Below are 14,783 nucleotides of genomic sequence, written 5' to 3' on the forward strand. Positions count from 1 at the left end.
ACGTTTTGAAAACCTGTTTGTGAGTTTTGAATGTCTACACTTGCCACCTTAAAAGCACTTCTTGCCGAGCGCATCCTCATTATTGACGGTGCAATGGGCACCATGATTCAGCGTCATAAGCTCGAAGAAGAAGATTATCGTGGTGAACGTTTTGCAGATTGGGCATCAGACCTTAAAGGCAATAACGACTTATTGGTTTTAACCCAGCCGCAGATTATCCAAGGGATTCATGAAGCCTACTTGGATGCTGGTGCAGACATCATTGAAACCAACAGCTTCAACGGCACACGTGTTTCCATGTCGGACTATCACATGGAAGACCTCGTTCCCGAGATTAACCGTGAAGCAGCACGCCTAGCACGTGCGGCATGTGACAAATACTCAACCCCAGATAAACCACGTTTTGTTGCAGGTGTACTCGGCCCAACCTCACGTACCTGTTCGATTTCACCGAATGTAAATGACCCTGCATTTCGTAATATTACTTTCGATGAACTGAAAGAAAATTATATCGAAGCCACTCATGCCTTAATCGAAGGTGGTGTAGACATCATCTTGATTGAAACCGTGTTCGATACATTGAACTGTAAAGCTGCGATCTTTGCAGTCAAAGAAGTATTCAAACAACTTGGTCATGAACTACCGTTAATGATCTCAGGCACGATTACTGATGCATCAGGCCGTACCTTAACGGGTCAAACCGCAGAGGCTTTCTGGAACTCGGTTCGTCATGGTGATTTACTTTCAATTGGTTTTAACTGTGCGCTCGGTGCAGATGCGATGCGTCCACACGTAAAAACGATTGCTGATGTTGCTGATACTTTTGTATCTGCCCATCCAAATGCAGGCTTACCAAATGCTTTTGGTGAATATGACGAAACGCCTGAACAAACAGCAGCGTTCATCAAAGAATTTGCTGAAAGTGGTTTAATCAATATTACAGGTGGCTGTTGTGGTACAACGCCTGATCATATCCGTGCCATTTACAATGCAGTAAAAGATATAAAACCACGCCAAATTCCTGAAACAAAACCTGCATGTCGTTTAAGCGGTTTAGAACCATTTAACATCTATGATGATTCACTATTCGTGAATGTCGGTGAACGTACCAACGTTACAGGTTCAAAAAAATTCCTACGTCTGATCCGTGAAGAAAAGTTTGCTGAGGCTTTAGAAGTAGCTCAACAACAAGTCGAAGCAGGCGCACAAATTATCGACATTAACATGGATGAAGGGATGCTCGATTCGCAAAATGCGATGGTACATTTCCTCAACCTTGTAGCTTCTGAACCAGATATCTCACGCGTGCCGATCATGATTGACTCATCGAAGTGGGAAATCATTGAAGCAGGCTTGAAATGTGTACAAGGTAAACCTGTCGTGAACTCGATTTCCTTAAAAGAAGGTTATGACGAGTTTGTCGAAAAAGCACGTTTATGTCGCCAGTATGGTGCTGCGATTATTGTCATGGCCTTTGATGAAACGGGTCAAGCAGATACGGCTGCACGCAAACGTGAAATCTGTAAACGTTCTTATGATGTTTTGGTCAATGAGGTGGGCTTCCCTGCTGAAGATATTATTTTTGACCCGAACGTGTTTGCAGTCGCAACAGGGATTGAAGAACATAATAACTATGGCGTCGATTTTATTGAAGCTACAGGTTGGATCAAACAAAACTTGCCACATGCCATGATTTCAGGCGGTGTATCCAACGTATCGTTCTCATTCCGTGGTAATGAACCTGTACGTGAAGCGATTCACTCTGTGTTTCTTTACTATGCCATTAAGCAAGGCATGACCATGGGTATCGTCAACGCAGGTCAAATGGCGATTTATGATGATATTCCAAGAGAACTTAAAGATGCGGTCGAAGATGTTGTACTGAACCAAAACCAAGGTGAATCAGGTCAAAACGCAACAGAGAAATTACTTGAAGTCGCTGAGAAATTCCGTGGTCATACTGGCGCTCAACGTGAAGCTGAAAATCTTGAATGGCGCAATGAATCAGTTGGAAAACGTCTTGAATATGCCTTAGTCAAAGGCATCACCACCTATATTGATGAAGATACTGAAGAAGCACGCTTACAATCGAAACGCCCTCTCGATGTGATTGAAGGTGCGTTGATGGATGGTATGAACGTAGTTGGTGACTTGTTCGGTTCAGGCAAAATGTTCCTACCTCAAGTGGTAAAATCGGCACGTGTGATGAAACAAGCTGTAGCTTGGCTGAACCCGTACATCGAAGCCGAAAAAGGCAATGCACAATCTAAAGGTCGTGTGTTGATGGCGACCGTAAAAGGTGATGTACATGATATTGGTAAAAATATCGTGGGCGTGGTCTTGGGCTGTAATGGTTATGACATCGTTGACCTCGGCGTAATGGTGCCTGCGGAAAAAATCCTACAAACTGCGATTGATGAGAAATGTGACATCATCGGTTTGTCGGGCTTGATCACGCCATCTTTAGATGAAATGGTGTTTGTTGCCAAAGAAATGCAGCGTAAAGGTTTTACTATTCCTTTATTGATTGGTGGCGCAACCACATCGAAAGCCCATACTGCGGTTAAAATTGATCCGCAATATTCAAATGATGCAGTGATTTATGTTGCCGATGCCTCTCGTGCAGTGGGCGTGGCAACCACCCTACTCTCAAAAGAAATGCGTGGTAATTTTATTGCTGAGCATCGTGCTGAATATGCCAAGATTCGTGAACGCTTAGCCAATAAGCAACCGAAAGCAGCTAAACTCAGCTATGCCGAATCCATTGAAAATGGCTTTAAAGTCGATACGAACTATGTGCCGCCAATTCCAAATACAATGGGTACACATGTCCTCACCAACTACCCACTTGCAACATTGGTGGAGTATTTTGACTGGACACCATTCTTTATTTCTTGGAGCTTGGCAGGTAAATTCCCGAAAATCTTAGAAGATGAGATTGTCGGTGAAGCTGCAACGGATTTGTATAATCAAGCGCAAGCCATGCTCAAAGATGTGATCGAGAATAATCGTTTCGATGCCCGTGCTGTATTTGGTCTATACCCTGCACAACGTACAGGTGCGGATACAGTCAGCGTGTTTGATGAAACAGCGCAGAATGTCACACATACTTTTGAACACTTGCGTCAGCAGTCTGACAAAGTCACAGGCAAGCCAAACTTATCTTTAGCCGACTTTATTAGCACCTCTAAAGACAATACTGACTATCTCGGTGGTTTCACGGTATCAATCTTTGGTGCAGAAGAATTGGCGAATGAATATAAAGCTAAAGGTGATGATTATTCTGCAATCTTGGTTCAGTCTTTAGCGGATCGTTTTGCCGAAGCTTTTGCCGAGCATTTGCATGAACGTATCCGTAAAGAATTCTGGGGCTATAAAGTCGATGAGACTTTGGGCAATGAAGAATTGATCAAAGAAAAGTATGTCGGTATTCGTCCTGCACCAGGTTATCCCGCTTGTCCTGAGCATTCTGAAAAAGCGGTGTTATTTGACTGGTTAGGTTCGGAAGCAAAGATTGGGACTAAGTTGACTGAACACTTTGCCATGATGCCACCTTCTTCTGTAAGTGGTTTCTATTATTCACATCCTGAAAGTGAATACTTTAACGTGGGTAAGATTTCTCAAGATCAGCTTGAGGATTATGCCAAGCGTAAAGGCTGGACACTGGATGAAGCGAAGCGTTGGTTAGCACCGAATTTAGATGATTCGATTGGTTAATTTAGAATAAAAAAAAATCTCCCCTAACCCCTCTTTTCCAAAGAGGGGGAATGTCATGTGATTAAATAAATTACGTGACAGTTCCTCCCTTTTTAAAGGGAGGTTGGAAGGGATTTATACTTTACAATTTTAGCCTGAATATTGCCCACTCTAACTTTCATTTTACATGACCATATTTTTTTATTTTTAATGGGTTCTGGATACTTTAATCTACTAACTATTTTTATTTTTTCTAATGTATTCAATTGACCCAATAATATTTTTTTACGCCTTAAAAACCCAGTCAAGCCGTTCATCCCTGATCCTAAAAATGCTATATTTAAATATGCAGTCCCAATAATCTTATTATTAAATTCATATGTAATTAAAACTGCTAATAGCTGTTCTCTTAATTTACGAAATAAAGTCCTTTCATATCGTCCCGTAATAACTCTTACAAATTGCTGAGCTATAGTGCTTGCTCCTTGAAATTCTTTCTTCACATGCGTAAAGTAAATTGCTCTAAGCATAGCGTAATGATCAATACCGTAATGAAAATCAGATCTATGGTCTTCTGCTAAATACAAGACCTCAATTATTTCATCGTCTAATGCTATATTTAAGTTTTCTAAATAATTACAACATTTCAAAAAATCATTATTTAAATTATCTAAAATAAAAAATATAAAAACCTTACCTAGCATATAAAATGGAACTGTGAAGAAAAAGTATAAAACTTTCATACTTTTTCTCGAACTTCAGGAATAGACTTATGAAATGCTGTTTTGGATAGACAAACTGTTCCTCTTTGATCAGCAACCATAGAATAAAAATCCCCATCAAACCTTGTTGCCATACGATCACTAAAAAAGAAATACTTTTTTTTCAATTCAAAACGACAATAAATAGTCGATTGTCTTTTTTCACCATATTCTGTCGCATGTATAGTCAATATATCTGGACCAAAGATATTCTTTTGAATTGAACCCTCTATACTAGCTCGTGCTCTATGCTTACCTGTATATTCTAAAATATGCCTCAAATGTGTTTTTCGTTTTCCATAACTTGAATCTTCGTAATTTTTTTCAGAAGCGCCTCTGATATTATTTCCTTCTAGCCGTAAAAATAAATTATGCTGTAATTCCATTTTCTCATAAGGTCTATATACAGTTGTATTTGTTACTGATTTTAAAAACCACTGACCCGAAAAATCTGGTATCCCAAAAACTCTTTCTCGAATCCAGAAAAAAACTATTGCAATAATTATAGCAGCGAGAGTAGCCTCCCAGACATCTCCTAATGCAAAATCCTTAAATATGAAACTAGAAAACATAGATATATACGCCATATTAAATAATAAAATAAATTTCTAAATTTTATAAACAAAAACTAACCTCTATTTTATCAGGTATTTCTTAATCCTCCCCAACCTTCCTTTAAAAAGGGAGTACCTTAAATCAAAAACCACCATCAAATTCACGGAAAGTCCCCCTTTATAAAGGGGGATTTAGGGGGATTCTGGATTGAGCGGTTTGAAATATAAGTTCCACCACCCCATCAATTTCAATCAAAACCTGCCTATTATCAAACCGTAAAACAGTTAGTCCCAATTCAGCTAAAGCCTCATCTCTTACTCGATCAGCTTCCAATCCTTCTACTGTACAATGCTGCCCACCATCACATTCAATAACCAAACTCACTGATGGACAGTAAAAATCCACAATAAAATTAAGAATCGGTTTTTGTCGATAAAACTGTAATCCTAAAATTTGTTTACGGCGTAATCTCTGCCATAACAGTTGTTCAGCATCGGTCATATTGTTTCGCAAATCACGCGAGGCTTGTTTTAAGTTCTTATTGTAAGGTTGCATCTAAATTCTCTTTATTTTTAAATGTAGGAAATACATGCCTAGTCTAAGCATATCGCTTGGAATAAATACTGCTCTATACGCCCTAAAGAATAATCTTTATTTTTCTCATCTTCTGTTAAGAATCTTGGCATAATACTGCCAGAGAATAACAATGCACGAAACATCATCATGAACGCAACCCAACTTTTCCTTGGTGTGATTTTTAGCTCAATTGGCTTAGGCTATTTTCTGTATGGCAAAAAGCAAAAAATGACCATACCTTTAACTGTCGGTCTAGTTTTAATGATTTTCCCTTATTTTATTGAAAGTAACGCATTACTAAGTGGTATCGGCTTACTTTTGTCTATTGTTCCGTATTTTTTACGCTTTTAATGTCACTCAAAATTAAGCTGTTCGAATTGAATCTCCACCACATTCCAGTGGTGCATCATCTCTCGTAGTACAATAAAGTAAATCAAACTAGAAAGACCATCATCAGCCACTTGAGACACATAGTACTCCCTGCGCTCAACAAAGGTATTGAAAGCACTTTCAAGTTGCACACGGTCAAGTTGCTGCTGATCTGGAAAAAATAATGCTAAGACCCTTTGGAATAAGCCATCTGAAGTCATGGCAGTCTTGGGTTGGGCATACTTCATCTGAACGGATTCTAACAGCTCTTCAATCACATAAATCATCGACTCAATCGCAAGCTCATCCAGCAACCCATAGCGCATACTGTTTGACTGTATAAAGCTTAAACCTTGATCTAGCTGGATATGCTGTCCATCCATTTCAAATGAAAGTCGATCTAGGCCGAATGAAAACTTGAGTACACCATTCAGATCCGTCATCGCTTCAATACTCCAAAGTCAAAGCACATACATTCAATGCCGTTATTACCGATCATAATCATCAGGCCGAAATGCAATCGCGCCATCTTCGTTTGATAAGATAACGCGATTAAAACTGAAGGTCAGCAGTATTTCGTTAGTTTGCTTGCGTCTTCGGTAAAAAGAAGGTTGCTAAACCAAGTAACGGCAATAACGAACACACGCCAAACACCCATTCAATGCCTTTGACATCAGCCAAATATCCTAAGCCTGCTGCGGCGATACCACTTACACCAAACATTAAACCAAACATCAAACCTGCAATCATGCCAACCCGTCCAGGAACGGCTTCTTGAGCATAGACCACCATTGCAGCAAAGGCAGAGGACAGTACTAAACCGGTGATAATAGATAGTACAGTCGTCCAAAATAAATTGGCATGTGGCATCATCAATGCAAACGGTGCCATACCGACAAAAGACACCCAAATCACGGCTTTACGCCCAATTCGGTCTCCAATCGGCCCACCAGCAAATGTCCCCAGAGCCACCGCCGCTAAAAAGGCAAAGAGGTGTAACTGTGCATTTTGTAAACTGAGCTGAAACTTATGCATTAAATAAAAAGTGAAATAGTTACTGATGCTGGCGATGTACGTAAATTTGGCAAACATCAACACGCAAATGGTCGACAACGCAATGACGAGTTGGCGCCCATGCAGTTTGCTTTGGACTTGATGTGCTTTGGCAGCCAATTGTTTTTTACTGTGGCTGATGCTCCAACGACTGACACCAAATAGCACCCAAATTGCAAGTAAGGCAAATACAATCAACCATGCCACAGCATGCTGTCCAAAGGGCACAATAATCAACGCTGCCAATAAAGGCCCAATCGCGGTACCTGTATTGCCACCGACCTGAAAGGTCGATTGGGCTGTACCAAAACGTCCGCCCGAAGCCATACGCGCTACACGTGATGCTTCAGGGTGAAAGGTCGATGAACCCACACCAATCAACGCCGAAGCCATGAGCAGTACAATAAAATTTGGTGAAAATGCCAACAGCAAAATACCACTAAAAGTCACCACCATACCAAGTGGTAGCAGATAAGGTTTCGGATGTTTATCGGTATAGAGTCCAATCCAAGGTTGCAGTAGCGATGCTGTGATTTGATAAACCAATGAAATCAATCCCACTTGTGCAAAGCTTAAGGAGAAATTGGTTTTCAGCATCGGGTAAATGGCTGGCAAAACGGCTTGAATCAAGTCATTCAGTAGATGTGCAACAGCTACCGCTCCCACAATTTTAATGATCATGCCTTGTGGTTGTTCATGAACCACAGCCTCACCAATACCATCTTTCATCTGTATTGAAGACGACATACCGCACAAACTCCGTGTATTTTTCATCAGATATTGATTGTAAAATGTCATTCATAAGACTATCTTCCAATAATCATTGTATAAGTGACAAATTTAAAACACGCATGCCAAACTCACTGATTCAAACTGAAATGTCTGAACTGGTCATTGGACTTTCTTCTGAACACACTTATCGGGAGATCACTCCTGCACATACCCATTCACGGGCACAGTTTCTATATGCTTCGACAGGAATGATTCAAGTGTTTACCCCAAATCATGTCTGGATCGTGCCACCGATGTGCGCGCTATGGATTCCGACCCATGTTGAGCATAGTGTGATTTCATTAAGCCGTGTAAAGCTTAATACGGCATTGGTTCAGGCCGATGCGGCTGCACTGCTGGGACAACAATGTTTTATTATTCGGGTCAGTAAGTTATTGCATGAACTCTTGATTCGGCTCAATGCAATTGAACACATTCCCCCCTCCGAACTGATCAGCTCAGATGAACTGTCTCGATCTTTACAGATTTTAATTTTTGATGAAATTCATAAGGCCAATCTGTTGCCCATTCAAATTCCGTGGCCACAAGACAAGCGTTTAATGAATATTTGCCAAGCCCTATTAAGTCGACCCGATCAATTAAAAGATTTAAGTGCGTGGGCAGATGAAATTGGCACCAGTTCCAGAACCTTGATGCGTATGTTTCAAAAGGAAACGGGACTGTCTTATCGGGCATGGATTCAGCAAATGCATATTGCTCAAGCGCTCACAAAAATTGCCAATGGTGAATCCGTTGCGCGAATTGCAAGAGCTCTTGGCTATAGCAATCCGAGTGCGTTTAGTAGCATGTTTAAACGTCACTTAGGACAAACCCCGCAACAGTTTAAATATAAAGACGAATAGCTGTTTTTACTTTAAGCAGTGAGTCGATCGACAAATAAAATCCCATTGAGATGATCTATTTCATGTTGCACAATCCGCGCAGGGAAACCTTCAAAAATGCTTTCTAGCACCTCTCCCGTTAAGGTGTGATACACCACTTTAATGCTTTGCGCACGCTGTACCTGACCGCGTTCATTCGGCACGCTTAAACAGCCCTCTTCCCCCAAGGACGTTGCTTGAGAAAACTCTAGAATTTCGGGATTGACCATCACCACTGCATCCATTTCAGGCGCATCTGGATAACGCAAATTTGGACGTGAAGCCACAATAATGACCCGCTTTGAAATATACACTTGCGGTGCTGCAATACCTACACCATTTCGTTCAAGCATAGTCGCCAACATGACTGACGCCAGTTGCATAAGCCAATCACTATTAAATTCTGTATCCGCAACACGGGCGGCTTTCAGTCTTAAAACCTCTTCCCCTCGTTGTGCAACAGGTAAAATGACACTCATACTCAAATCCTAAATTTTTTATATCTATTTATTTCTTTTTATACCATAAGCTTTTTATTTTATTGCAGTTACTTTTACTCTTTATATTTTATGACTAAAAATGATGAACACGAACACATCTATAATTTTTAGTTAATATGCAGCAAAGAAAGATTGATTATTCGTCTAAAAAAGACTTTATTAAAATCAAATACAAACTTTTATTTAACTTTGGAAATACACACATGGATGCAACACCACGACTGACCCGAGAAGACAAACGTACCCTTGGGTTGTCATCATTGGGTGGTGCACTTGAGTTCTATGACTTTGTTATTTATGTTTTTTACGCCAAAATTATCTCTGAACTTTTCTTCCCAACTGGACTCAGTCCATTTTGGGCGATGCTGAATACTTACGGTATTTTTGCCGCAGGTTACTTCTTCCGTCCACTTGGCGGTGTAGTCATGGCGCACTTTGGCGATCTCATCGGTCGCAAGCGTCTATTTAGCTTATCTATTTTGCTCATGGCTTTGCCGACACTGATGATCGGGGTCATGCCAACCTTTGAAACGATTGGTTATGCTGCGCCGCTGCTCTTACTCCTTATGCGGGTGGTACAAGGCATCGCGATTGGTGGAGAAATTCCAGCGGCATGGACATTTGTTTCTGAGCATGTTCCTGCTGAAAAAATTGGTTTTGCCAATGGCTTACTCACAGCAGGATTATCTCTTGGCATTCTTCTTGGCGCTTTAATGTCGCTGTTTATTTCTCTTCAGTTTAGTGAAGCAGCTATACATGATTGGGCTTGGCGTATCCCGTTTATTGTGGGGGGTATTTTTGGCTTAGTGGCCTTGTATTTACGCAGTTATTTAAAAGAAACACCCGTATTCAAAGCCATGCAAGCACGCAAAGAGCTATCCAAAGAAATACCTGTTAAACAAGTCTTAGCCAACCATAAAACAGCGGTAGTTATTGGCATGCTCCTAACATGGTTCTTAACCGCTTGCGTGGTGGTCCTGATTTTGGCCATGCCAAACTTATTAGCGGGGGCCTTTGGCTTTGCGCGTGGTGATGCTTTTCAAATGCAAAGTGCTGCAATCATCATGCAAATGTTAGGTTGTATACTTGCTGGAACATTGGCAGATCGTTTGGGTGCAGCCAAGGTTTTGATTTTGGGCTCGCTCGGTGTCGCTACTATTGCAACCATTTTCTATCACAGTTTGGGCGTGGTCAGTCCAAATACGGTGTTTGCGCTGTATATGCTGTTAGGATTTTTTTCAGGCACGGTTGGACTTGTGTCCTATAGTATGGTCAAGATGTTCCCTGCACCGATCCGTTTCTCGGGGATTTCGTTTTCCTACAATGTCGCCTATGCCATTGCAGGAGGCATTACACTGCCTTTGGTTCAATGGCTCAGTCTCTATAGCAAGATTGGCGCGATGTATTATATTTGGCTGGTCTGTTTGGTTTGCTTCCTCACAGCTTGGGTTTATCGAGCTCAGTTCGAGGCAAAACACTAAAATGATAAAACCCTTCAATCGAAGGGTTTTCTTTTTATGCAAGCTACTTTGAAAACATGAGGTCAAAACCTTTAGCTTAATGTTTCTGCGTGCAGATTTTGGCGCAGTTCATCTTCCACAATATCAAGCTCGATTTGGCTAAACTTCCGAATTTCACCTTCAGCATGTTTTTCTAACATACCGCCAATTAATGGTACTTTCACTTTTACCGTCCATTCCAGTTGAAAGTGAATCTGCTCATCATTACCCGATACACTACGTTGGCACACGGCTTCTAAAGGTAAGTTGGGGTCTAAACGAACTTCCGAGCTCAATACAACTAAATTGCTGACGTCGGTACGATGTAAACGAAACGCATCTTTTAAAAATTTCTTCGCAATATCGGGAATGTTGACATCCAAATTATACGCACGCTTGAGGGTATAAATATCGCCGACTTTATTCGACTCCAAAATTTCCAACTTCTCACCTGGAATACGACGACAAACATTTTCATGTAAGTTGATATCGGCTGCGAGTCGACGGAAATCATCCAATGAAACACCGTTGATGGTGGCATTGACGACAAACTGATGTGCCATAGCATTAAATCCTTTATTTTTTGTTTTTGTAACCATCCATGCCCAGATCAGGACTGAAAAATTGGAGCTCGTTATTCTGTAGAAAGATCAAGCATAGACGATGATCCAGCACCGACTATACCGTGATCTGGATATCAATGTGTGCCATTCTGTATGACAATATGCTCTGCTATATGAATAAAAACCACGCGCTCAAAACAGGCCAAGCGAATATCAAAATGCTCTGCCCCATCATCTAGCCCTGTAACCGCCCAACTGGCGCTGCTAGGCAGGTTTTTTAACCATGTCGCCTGATAAAAGTCTGCAACTGAAGTAAAGTCCAAGTATTCCTTTGGGCTCGCTTTTAAACGTTCGATGACTGACTCAAATTGAGCCAATTGTGTTTGTTTAAAATCAATCAACATGCCCAAACCTAGGTACTTTTCAACTGTTGTTTATGGCGTACCTGTGTCCATTGCCACCATCCAAAAGCAGCCAAGCCGACAAAGCCTGCATATAAGCCTGCGGTCAAGAACAAGTCTTTATAAATAAACATGCCCACATAAACAATGTCGACAAAGACCCACAGCACCCATGTAGCAATATGTTTACGACTGGTCCAATAGGTCGCCAACAGACTAAATGCTGCGAGCTGTGCATCCAGTAGCGGTACAGCAGCATCGGTCAAATACTTTAAGCTCAAACCAAATACTGCACCAGCCGCAGCGGCAAGTAGCATTTGCAAAATCACTTGCCGAGCTGTAATCGGTTCAATGCGAATATCATGATCTTGTTGTTTACCTTTGAGCCAGTGATAAAATCCATAAAAGTTCACCACTACGAAGAAAAACTGCAAAATGGTTTCGCCATATAACTTATAGGTATAAAACAAATAGGCATATAACAAGAAAGCAACAAAGTTAAACCACCAACACCACATATTGCGTTTAATGGTCAAAGTCACCCCAATCAAGCTAATGATGACGGCAAATATTTCAAGGTTGGACATAGTCAGACTGACATGAGAACAATGCTGCTATTATGAAAAAAACACCACGAAAGGCAAGATAATTTCGTCCAATCTTACCTTCTACTTATTTGCGTGTATGTCTGACCTAACTGCTGAGTCACAGAATATATACGGATACGCTTTGACAGTTTTCTAACAATCGTTTAAAAACTTATAAAACGAAAGAGGAATAATCAAAATGTCAGAACAACAAGGGCGTGTCAGTCGCGAAATTCGTGGCTCGTTATTTTTAATTGGTCTAGACCGTGCAGCTAAACGTAATGCTTTTGATAGCTATATGATTCATGACTTATCCTTAGCACTCACTGAATATGAAGATGACCCTACCCTACGCTGTGCGGTGATTTTTGCTCATGGTGAACACTTTACTGCTGGCTTAGATCTGGTTGAACTACAGCCAAAATTAAGCCAAGGTATTTTCGACTTTCCTGCGTCACAAATTAATCCTTGGGGCACCAGTTCTAGACTGCGGACTAAACCCGTTGTGGTCGCAGTACAGGGCTTTTGCTTTACCGCTGGAATTGAGCTGATGCTCAATGCCGATGTGGTGATTGCAGATGCCAATACACAGTTTGCCCAAATGGAAGTTCAGCGGGGCATTTTACCCTTTGGCGGTGCAACAGTACGTTTTGTACAAGCAGCAGGCTGGAATAAAGCTATGCGTTATCTACTCACAGGGGATGGCTTCAATGCGCATGTAGCTCTCGATCTGAACTTAATTACCGAGGTTGTAGAAACATCCACGCCAAATTCTGCACTAGACCGAGCACTTACCCTTGCCGAGTCAATTGCACAGGCTGCTCCACTTGCCGTTCAAGCCACGCTTGCTTCTGCACAACAGGCAGCACAACACGGCGCAGACTATGCCTTTAGCCATTTACAAGAGCACCTAACGCCTTTGCTAAAAACTCAAGATGTTCAAGAAGGTGTCATGGCCATGTTACAACGACGTCCTGCGCAATTCTCAGGAAAATAAGCAGTGCAAAATTACCGCCATTTTTATTTTCAACTTTAAAAGAGCCTGTTATGCATGCCACAGCCCGCTTAAACACACATCAAATTGAGAAGCAAACCATTCATTTTTCCGCACGGGATGCTTATGCACTGGTGGGAACACGCTATCGTGCTCAAGGCCCTATCAAAGCAAACTTAATTCTTGCCAGCGCAACAGGCGTACCACAGCAGTTCTATCGTCGCTTTGCCGAGTATGCAGTCACTTTAGGTTATCAAGTCCTAACTTTTGATTATCGCGGTGTGGGGCTTTCTGCACCGAAGCAGTTAAAAGGTTTTAGTATGTCCTATTTAGACTGGGGACAATTGGACTTATCTGGTGCAATAGACTTCGTCGCACAAGACGGTAAACCCATTTTTGTGGTTGGGCATTCCTATGGTGGCCAAGCCTTAGGTTTAACCGATAATCATGACCAAGTTACTGCGATGTATTGCTTCGGTACAGGTGCAGGTTGGCATGGCTACATGCCGTTTCGTGAGAAGATGAAAGTCCATGTGATGTGGAATATTATTTTCCCACCCATGGTTGCACTTAAGGGTTATTTACCTTGGAGCATACTCAAAATGGGGGCAGATTTACCTGTCGATGTTTACACGCAGTGGCGAAAGTGGTGTAAAAATCCGACCTACTTTTTTGCAGACCCTGAACAACAGCATTTACTGGAACAGTATGCTCAGGTAAAGACCCCAATCTATGCTGTTTCAGCACTGGATGATGACTGGGCTCTACCCAACTCAAGGCATGCGTTTATGCAACATTATCGACAGGCAGATCTGCACTATCTCAACATTGAAGCCAGTGAATATGGCTTGAAAGAAATTGGACACATGGGATATTTCCGTCAAGGCGCTGAAAACATTTGGGATAACATGCTGAATACTTTTGATCGCTATCTATCATCTTCACCACACACCACTACGAAACTCTAAACGGAATAACAAACACCTATGCGCCCACAAAAACTCAGTAAAGAGCAAATCCAGCTCCACTGTATGCAAACTTTTAAAACACATGGTTATGCAGGCACCAGTATGGATTTGCTGGCAAAATCTTGTGGGCTGAGTAAAGCCGCTTTTTATTATTATTATCCAAATAAAGAAGCATTACTTTTGGATATTTTAGACGTTAGCCAACAGTATTTAAAAAATCGAGTCTTTAATATTTTAAAAAATAATCAAATCGAGTATTGCGGCCGCTTTGAACACCTCCATCAACAAGCCGTAACCTTTTTTAGTACAGGTGTACAAGGCTGTTTGGTGGGTATGCTGTCTTTAGAAATTCCTCATTTATCTGAAACAATACAGCTCAAGATTCGCTCTATTTTTCAAGACTGGGAAACCTCACTTTTTGACTATTTCCACCAAGTCATGCCTACGGTAAACGCAGCTTCTTTGGCCAAAATCAGTGTTGCCGATTATGAAGGGGCGATTTTAATGACACGTTTAAACCAAGATGACTTTTATTTGACTCATGTTGCCGAACGAATTCTCAAACAGTTATCTATGACGATACTCAACATTGAGCGCGCATAAGCAAAA

Annotated in this window: 17 protein-coding genes; 7 read left to right on the forward strand and 10 right to left on the reverse strand. The window is 41.3% G+C overall.

Annotated features, from left to right (window positions below):
* The first annotated feature begins 30 nt into the window (after nucleotides 1–30).
* Nucleotides 31–3,717, forward strand: coding sequence for a methionine synthase (gene metH / locus GBI16_RS06230; RefSeq protein WP_151706736.1), 3,687 nt, complete (start codon nucleotides 31–33; stop codon nucleotides 3,715–3,717).
* A 92-nt stretch (nucleotides 3,718–3,809) separates the two neighbouring features.
* Here metH and GBI16_RS06235 read toward each other — a convergent pair whose 3' ends face one another.
* The 4 genes from GBI16_RS06235 to GBI16_RS19015 form a co-directional block, all read right to left on the reverse strand.
* Nucleotides 3,810–4,439 carry a transglycosylase domain-containing protein gene (locus tag GBI16_RS06235; RefSeq protein WP_151706737.1) on the reverse strand — a complete coding sequence of 210 codons (630 nt, stop codon included), beginning with the start codon at nucleotides 4,437–4,439 and terminating at the stop codon, nucleotides 3,810–3,812.
* Entirely contained in the window at nucleotides 4,436–5,029 is a 594-nt protein-coding gene (locus GBI16_RS06240) for a hypothetical protein (protein WP_151706738.1), read from the reverse strand. The genes GBI16_RS06235 and GBI16_RS06240 overlap by 4 nt, the downstream gene beginning before the upstream one ends.
* A gap of 160 nt (nucleotides 5,030–5,189) precedes the next feature.
* On the reverse strand, nucleotides 5,190–5,567 hold the full coding sequence (locus tag GBI16_RS06245) for an endonuclease domain-containing protein (RefSeq protein ID WP_086208476.1): 378 nt from the start codon (nucleotides 5,565–5,567) through the stop codon (nucleotides 5,190–5,192).
* Between the two features lie 38 nt (nucleotides 5,568–5,605).
* Nucleotides 5,606–5,737 carry a hypothetical protein gene (locus GBI16_RS19015; RefSeq protein ID WP_265733396.1) on the reverse strand — a complete coding sequence of 44 codons (132 nt, stop codon included), beginning with the start codon at nucleotides 5,735–5,737 and terminating at the stop codon, nucleotides 5,606–5,608.
* Here GBI16_RS19015 and GBI16_RS06250 point away from each other — a divergent pair.
* Nucleotides 5,736–5,939 carry an amino acid transport protein gene (locus tag GBI16_RS06250; protein ID WP_151706739.1) on the forward strand — a complete coding sequence of 68 codons (204 nt, stop codon included), beginning with the start codon at nucleotides 5,736–5,738 and terminating at the stop codon, nucleotides 5,937–5,939. The two genes, GBI16_RS19015 and GBI16_RS06250, sit on opposite strands and share 2 nt — an antisense overlap.
* A gap of 2 nt (nucleotides 5,940–5,941) precedes the next feature.
* Here GBI16_RS06250 and GBI16_RS06255 read toward each other — a convergent pair whose 3' ends face one another.
* The gene (locus GBI16_RS06255; protein WP_151706740.1) at nucleotides 5,942–6,400 is read right to left on the reverse strand and encodes a hypothetical protein; all 459 of its coding nucleotides are present in this window, start codon (nucleotides 6,398–6,400) and stop codon (nucleotides 5,942–5,944) included.
* Between the two features lie 136 nt (nucleotides 6,401–6,536).
* Nucleotides 6,537–7,757 (reverse strand): MFS transporter, encoded by a 1,221-nt coding sequence (locus GBI16_RS06260; protein ID WP_151706741.1) that lies wholly within the window; start codon nucleotides 7,755–7,757, stop codon nucleotides 6,537–6,539.
* 104 nt (nucleotides 7,758–7,861) lie between these two features.
* Here GBI16_RS06260 and GBI16_RS06265 point away from each other — a divergent pair, with 104 nt between their 5' ends.
* Complete coding sequence (locus GBI16_RS06265; protein ID WP_151706742.1) at nucleotides 7,862–8,644, forward strand: helix-turn-helix transcriptional regulator; 783 nt, start codon at nucleotides 7,862–7,864, stop codon at nucleotides 8,642–8,644.
* 11 nt (nucleotides 8,645–8,655) lie between these two features.
* Here GBI16_RS06265 and def read toward each other — a convergent pair whose 3' ends face one another.
* Entirely contained in the window at nucleotides 8,656–9,141 is a 486-nt protein-coding gene (gene def, locus GBI16_RS06270; RefSeq protein ID WP_086208481.1) for a peptide deformylase, read from the reverse strand.
* Nucleotides 9,142–9,365: 224 nt separating this feature from the next.
* Here def and GBI16_RS06275 point away from each other — a divergent pair, with 224 nt between their 5' ends.
* The gene (locus GBI16_RS06275) at nucleotides 9,366–10,643 is read left to right on the forward strand and encodes an MFS transporter (protein ID WP_151706743.1); all 1,278 of its coding nucleotides are present in this window, start codon (nucleotides 9,366–9,368) and stop codon (nucleotides 10,641–10,643) included.
* Nucleotides 10,644–10,714: 71 nt separating this feature from the next.
* On the opposite strand, the gene GBI16_RS06280 is transcribed toward GBI16_RS06275, so the two are convergent.
* The 3 genes from GBI16_RS06280 to pnuC form a co-directional block, all read right to left on the reverse strand.
* Nucleotides 10,715–11,224: a DUF2505 family protein gene (locus GBI16_RS06280; protein ID WP_151706744.1), complete on the reverse strand. Its 510-nt coding sequence runs from the start codon at nucleotides 11,222–11,224 to the stop codon at nucleotides 10,715–10,717.
* 134 nt (nucleotides 11,225–11,358) lie between these two features.
* Nucleotides 11,359–11,628, reverse strand: a complete 270-nt coding sequence (locus GBI16_RS06285) for a hypothetical protein (RefSeq protein WP_110975095.1) — start codon at nucleotides 11,626–11,628, stop codon at nucleotides 11,359–11,361.
* Nucleotides 11,629–11,636: 8 nt separating this feature from the next.
* A complete protein-coding gene (gene pnuC, locus GBI16_RS06290; protein WP_086208484.1) occupies nucleotides 11,637–12,212 on the reverse strand; it encodes a nicotinamide riboside transporter PnuC in 576 nt (191 codons plus the stop codon).
* 199 nt (nucleotides 12,213–12,411) lie between these two features.
* On the opposite strand from pnuC, the gene GBI16_RS06295 reads away from it, so the two are divergent.
* From GBI16_RS06295 to GBI16_RS06305, 3 genes are read left to right on the forward strand one after another with little or no spacing between them, the layout of a single operon-like run.
* On the forward strand, nucleotides 12,412–13,209 hold the full coding sequence (locus GBI16_RS06295; RefSeq protein WP_151706745.1) for a crotonase/enoyl-CoA hydratase family protein: 798 nt from the start codon (nucleotides 12,412–12,414) through the stop codon (nucleotides 13,207–13,209).
* Between the two features lie 50 nt (nucleotides 13,210–13,259).
* On the forward strand, nucleotides 13,260–14,174 hold the full coding sequence (locus GBI16_RS06300) for an alpha/beta fold hydrolase (RefSeq protein ID WP_151706746.1): 915 nt from the start codon (nucleotides 13,260–13,262) through the stop codon (nucleotides 14,172–14,174).
* 18 nt (nucleotides 14,175–14,192) lie between these two features.
* Nucleotides 14,193–14,777 (forward strand): TetR/AcrR family transcriptional regulator, encoded by a 585-nt coding sequence (locus GBI16_RS06305; protein ID WP_119063556.1) that lies wholly within the window; start codon nucleotides 14,193–14,195, stop codon nucleotides 14,775–14,777.
* Nucleotides 14,778–14,783 lie beyond the last annotated feature (6 nt).

It is taken from the genome of Acinetobacter sp. TUM15064, from assembly GCF_008980265.1.
In the GTDB taxonomy this organism is placed as follows: domain Bacteria; phylum Pseudomonadota; class Gammaproteobacteria; order Pseudomonadales; family Moraxellaceae; genus Acinetobacter.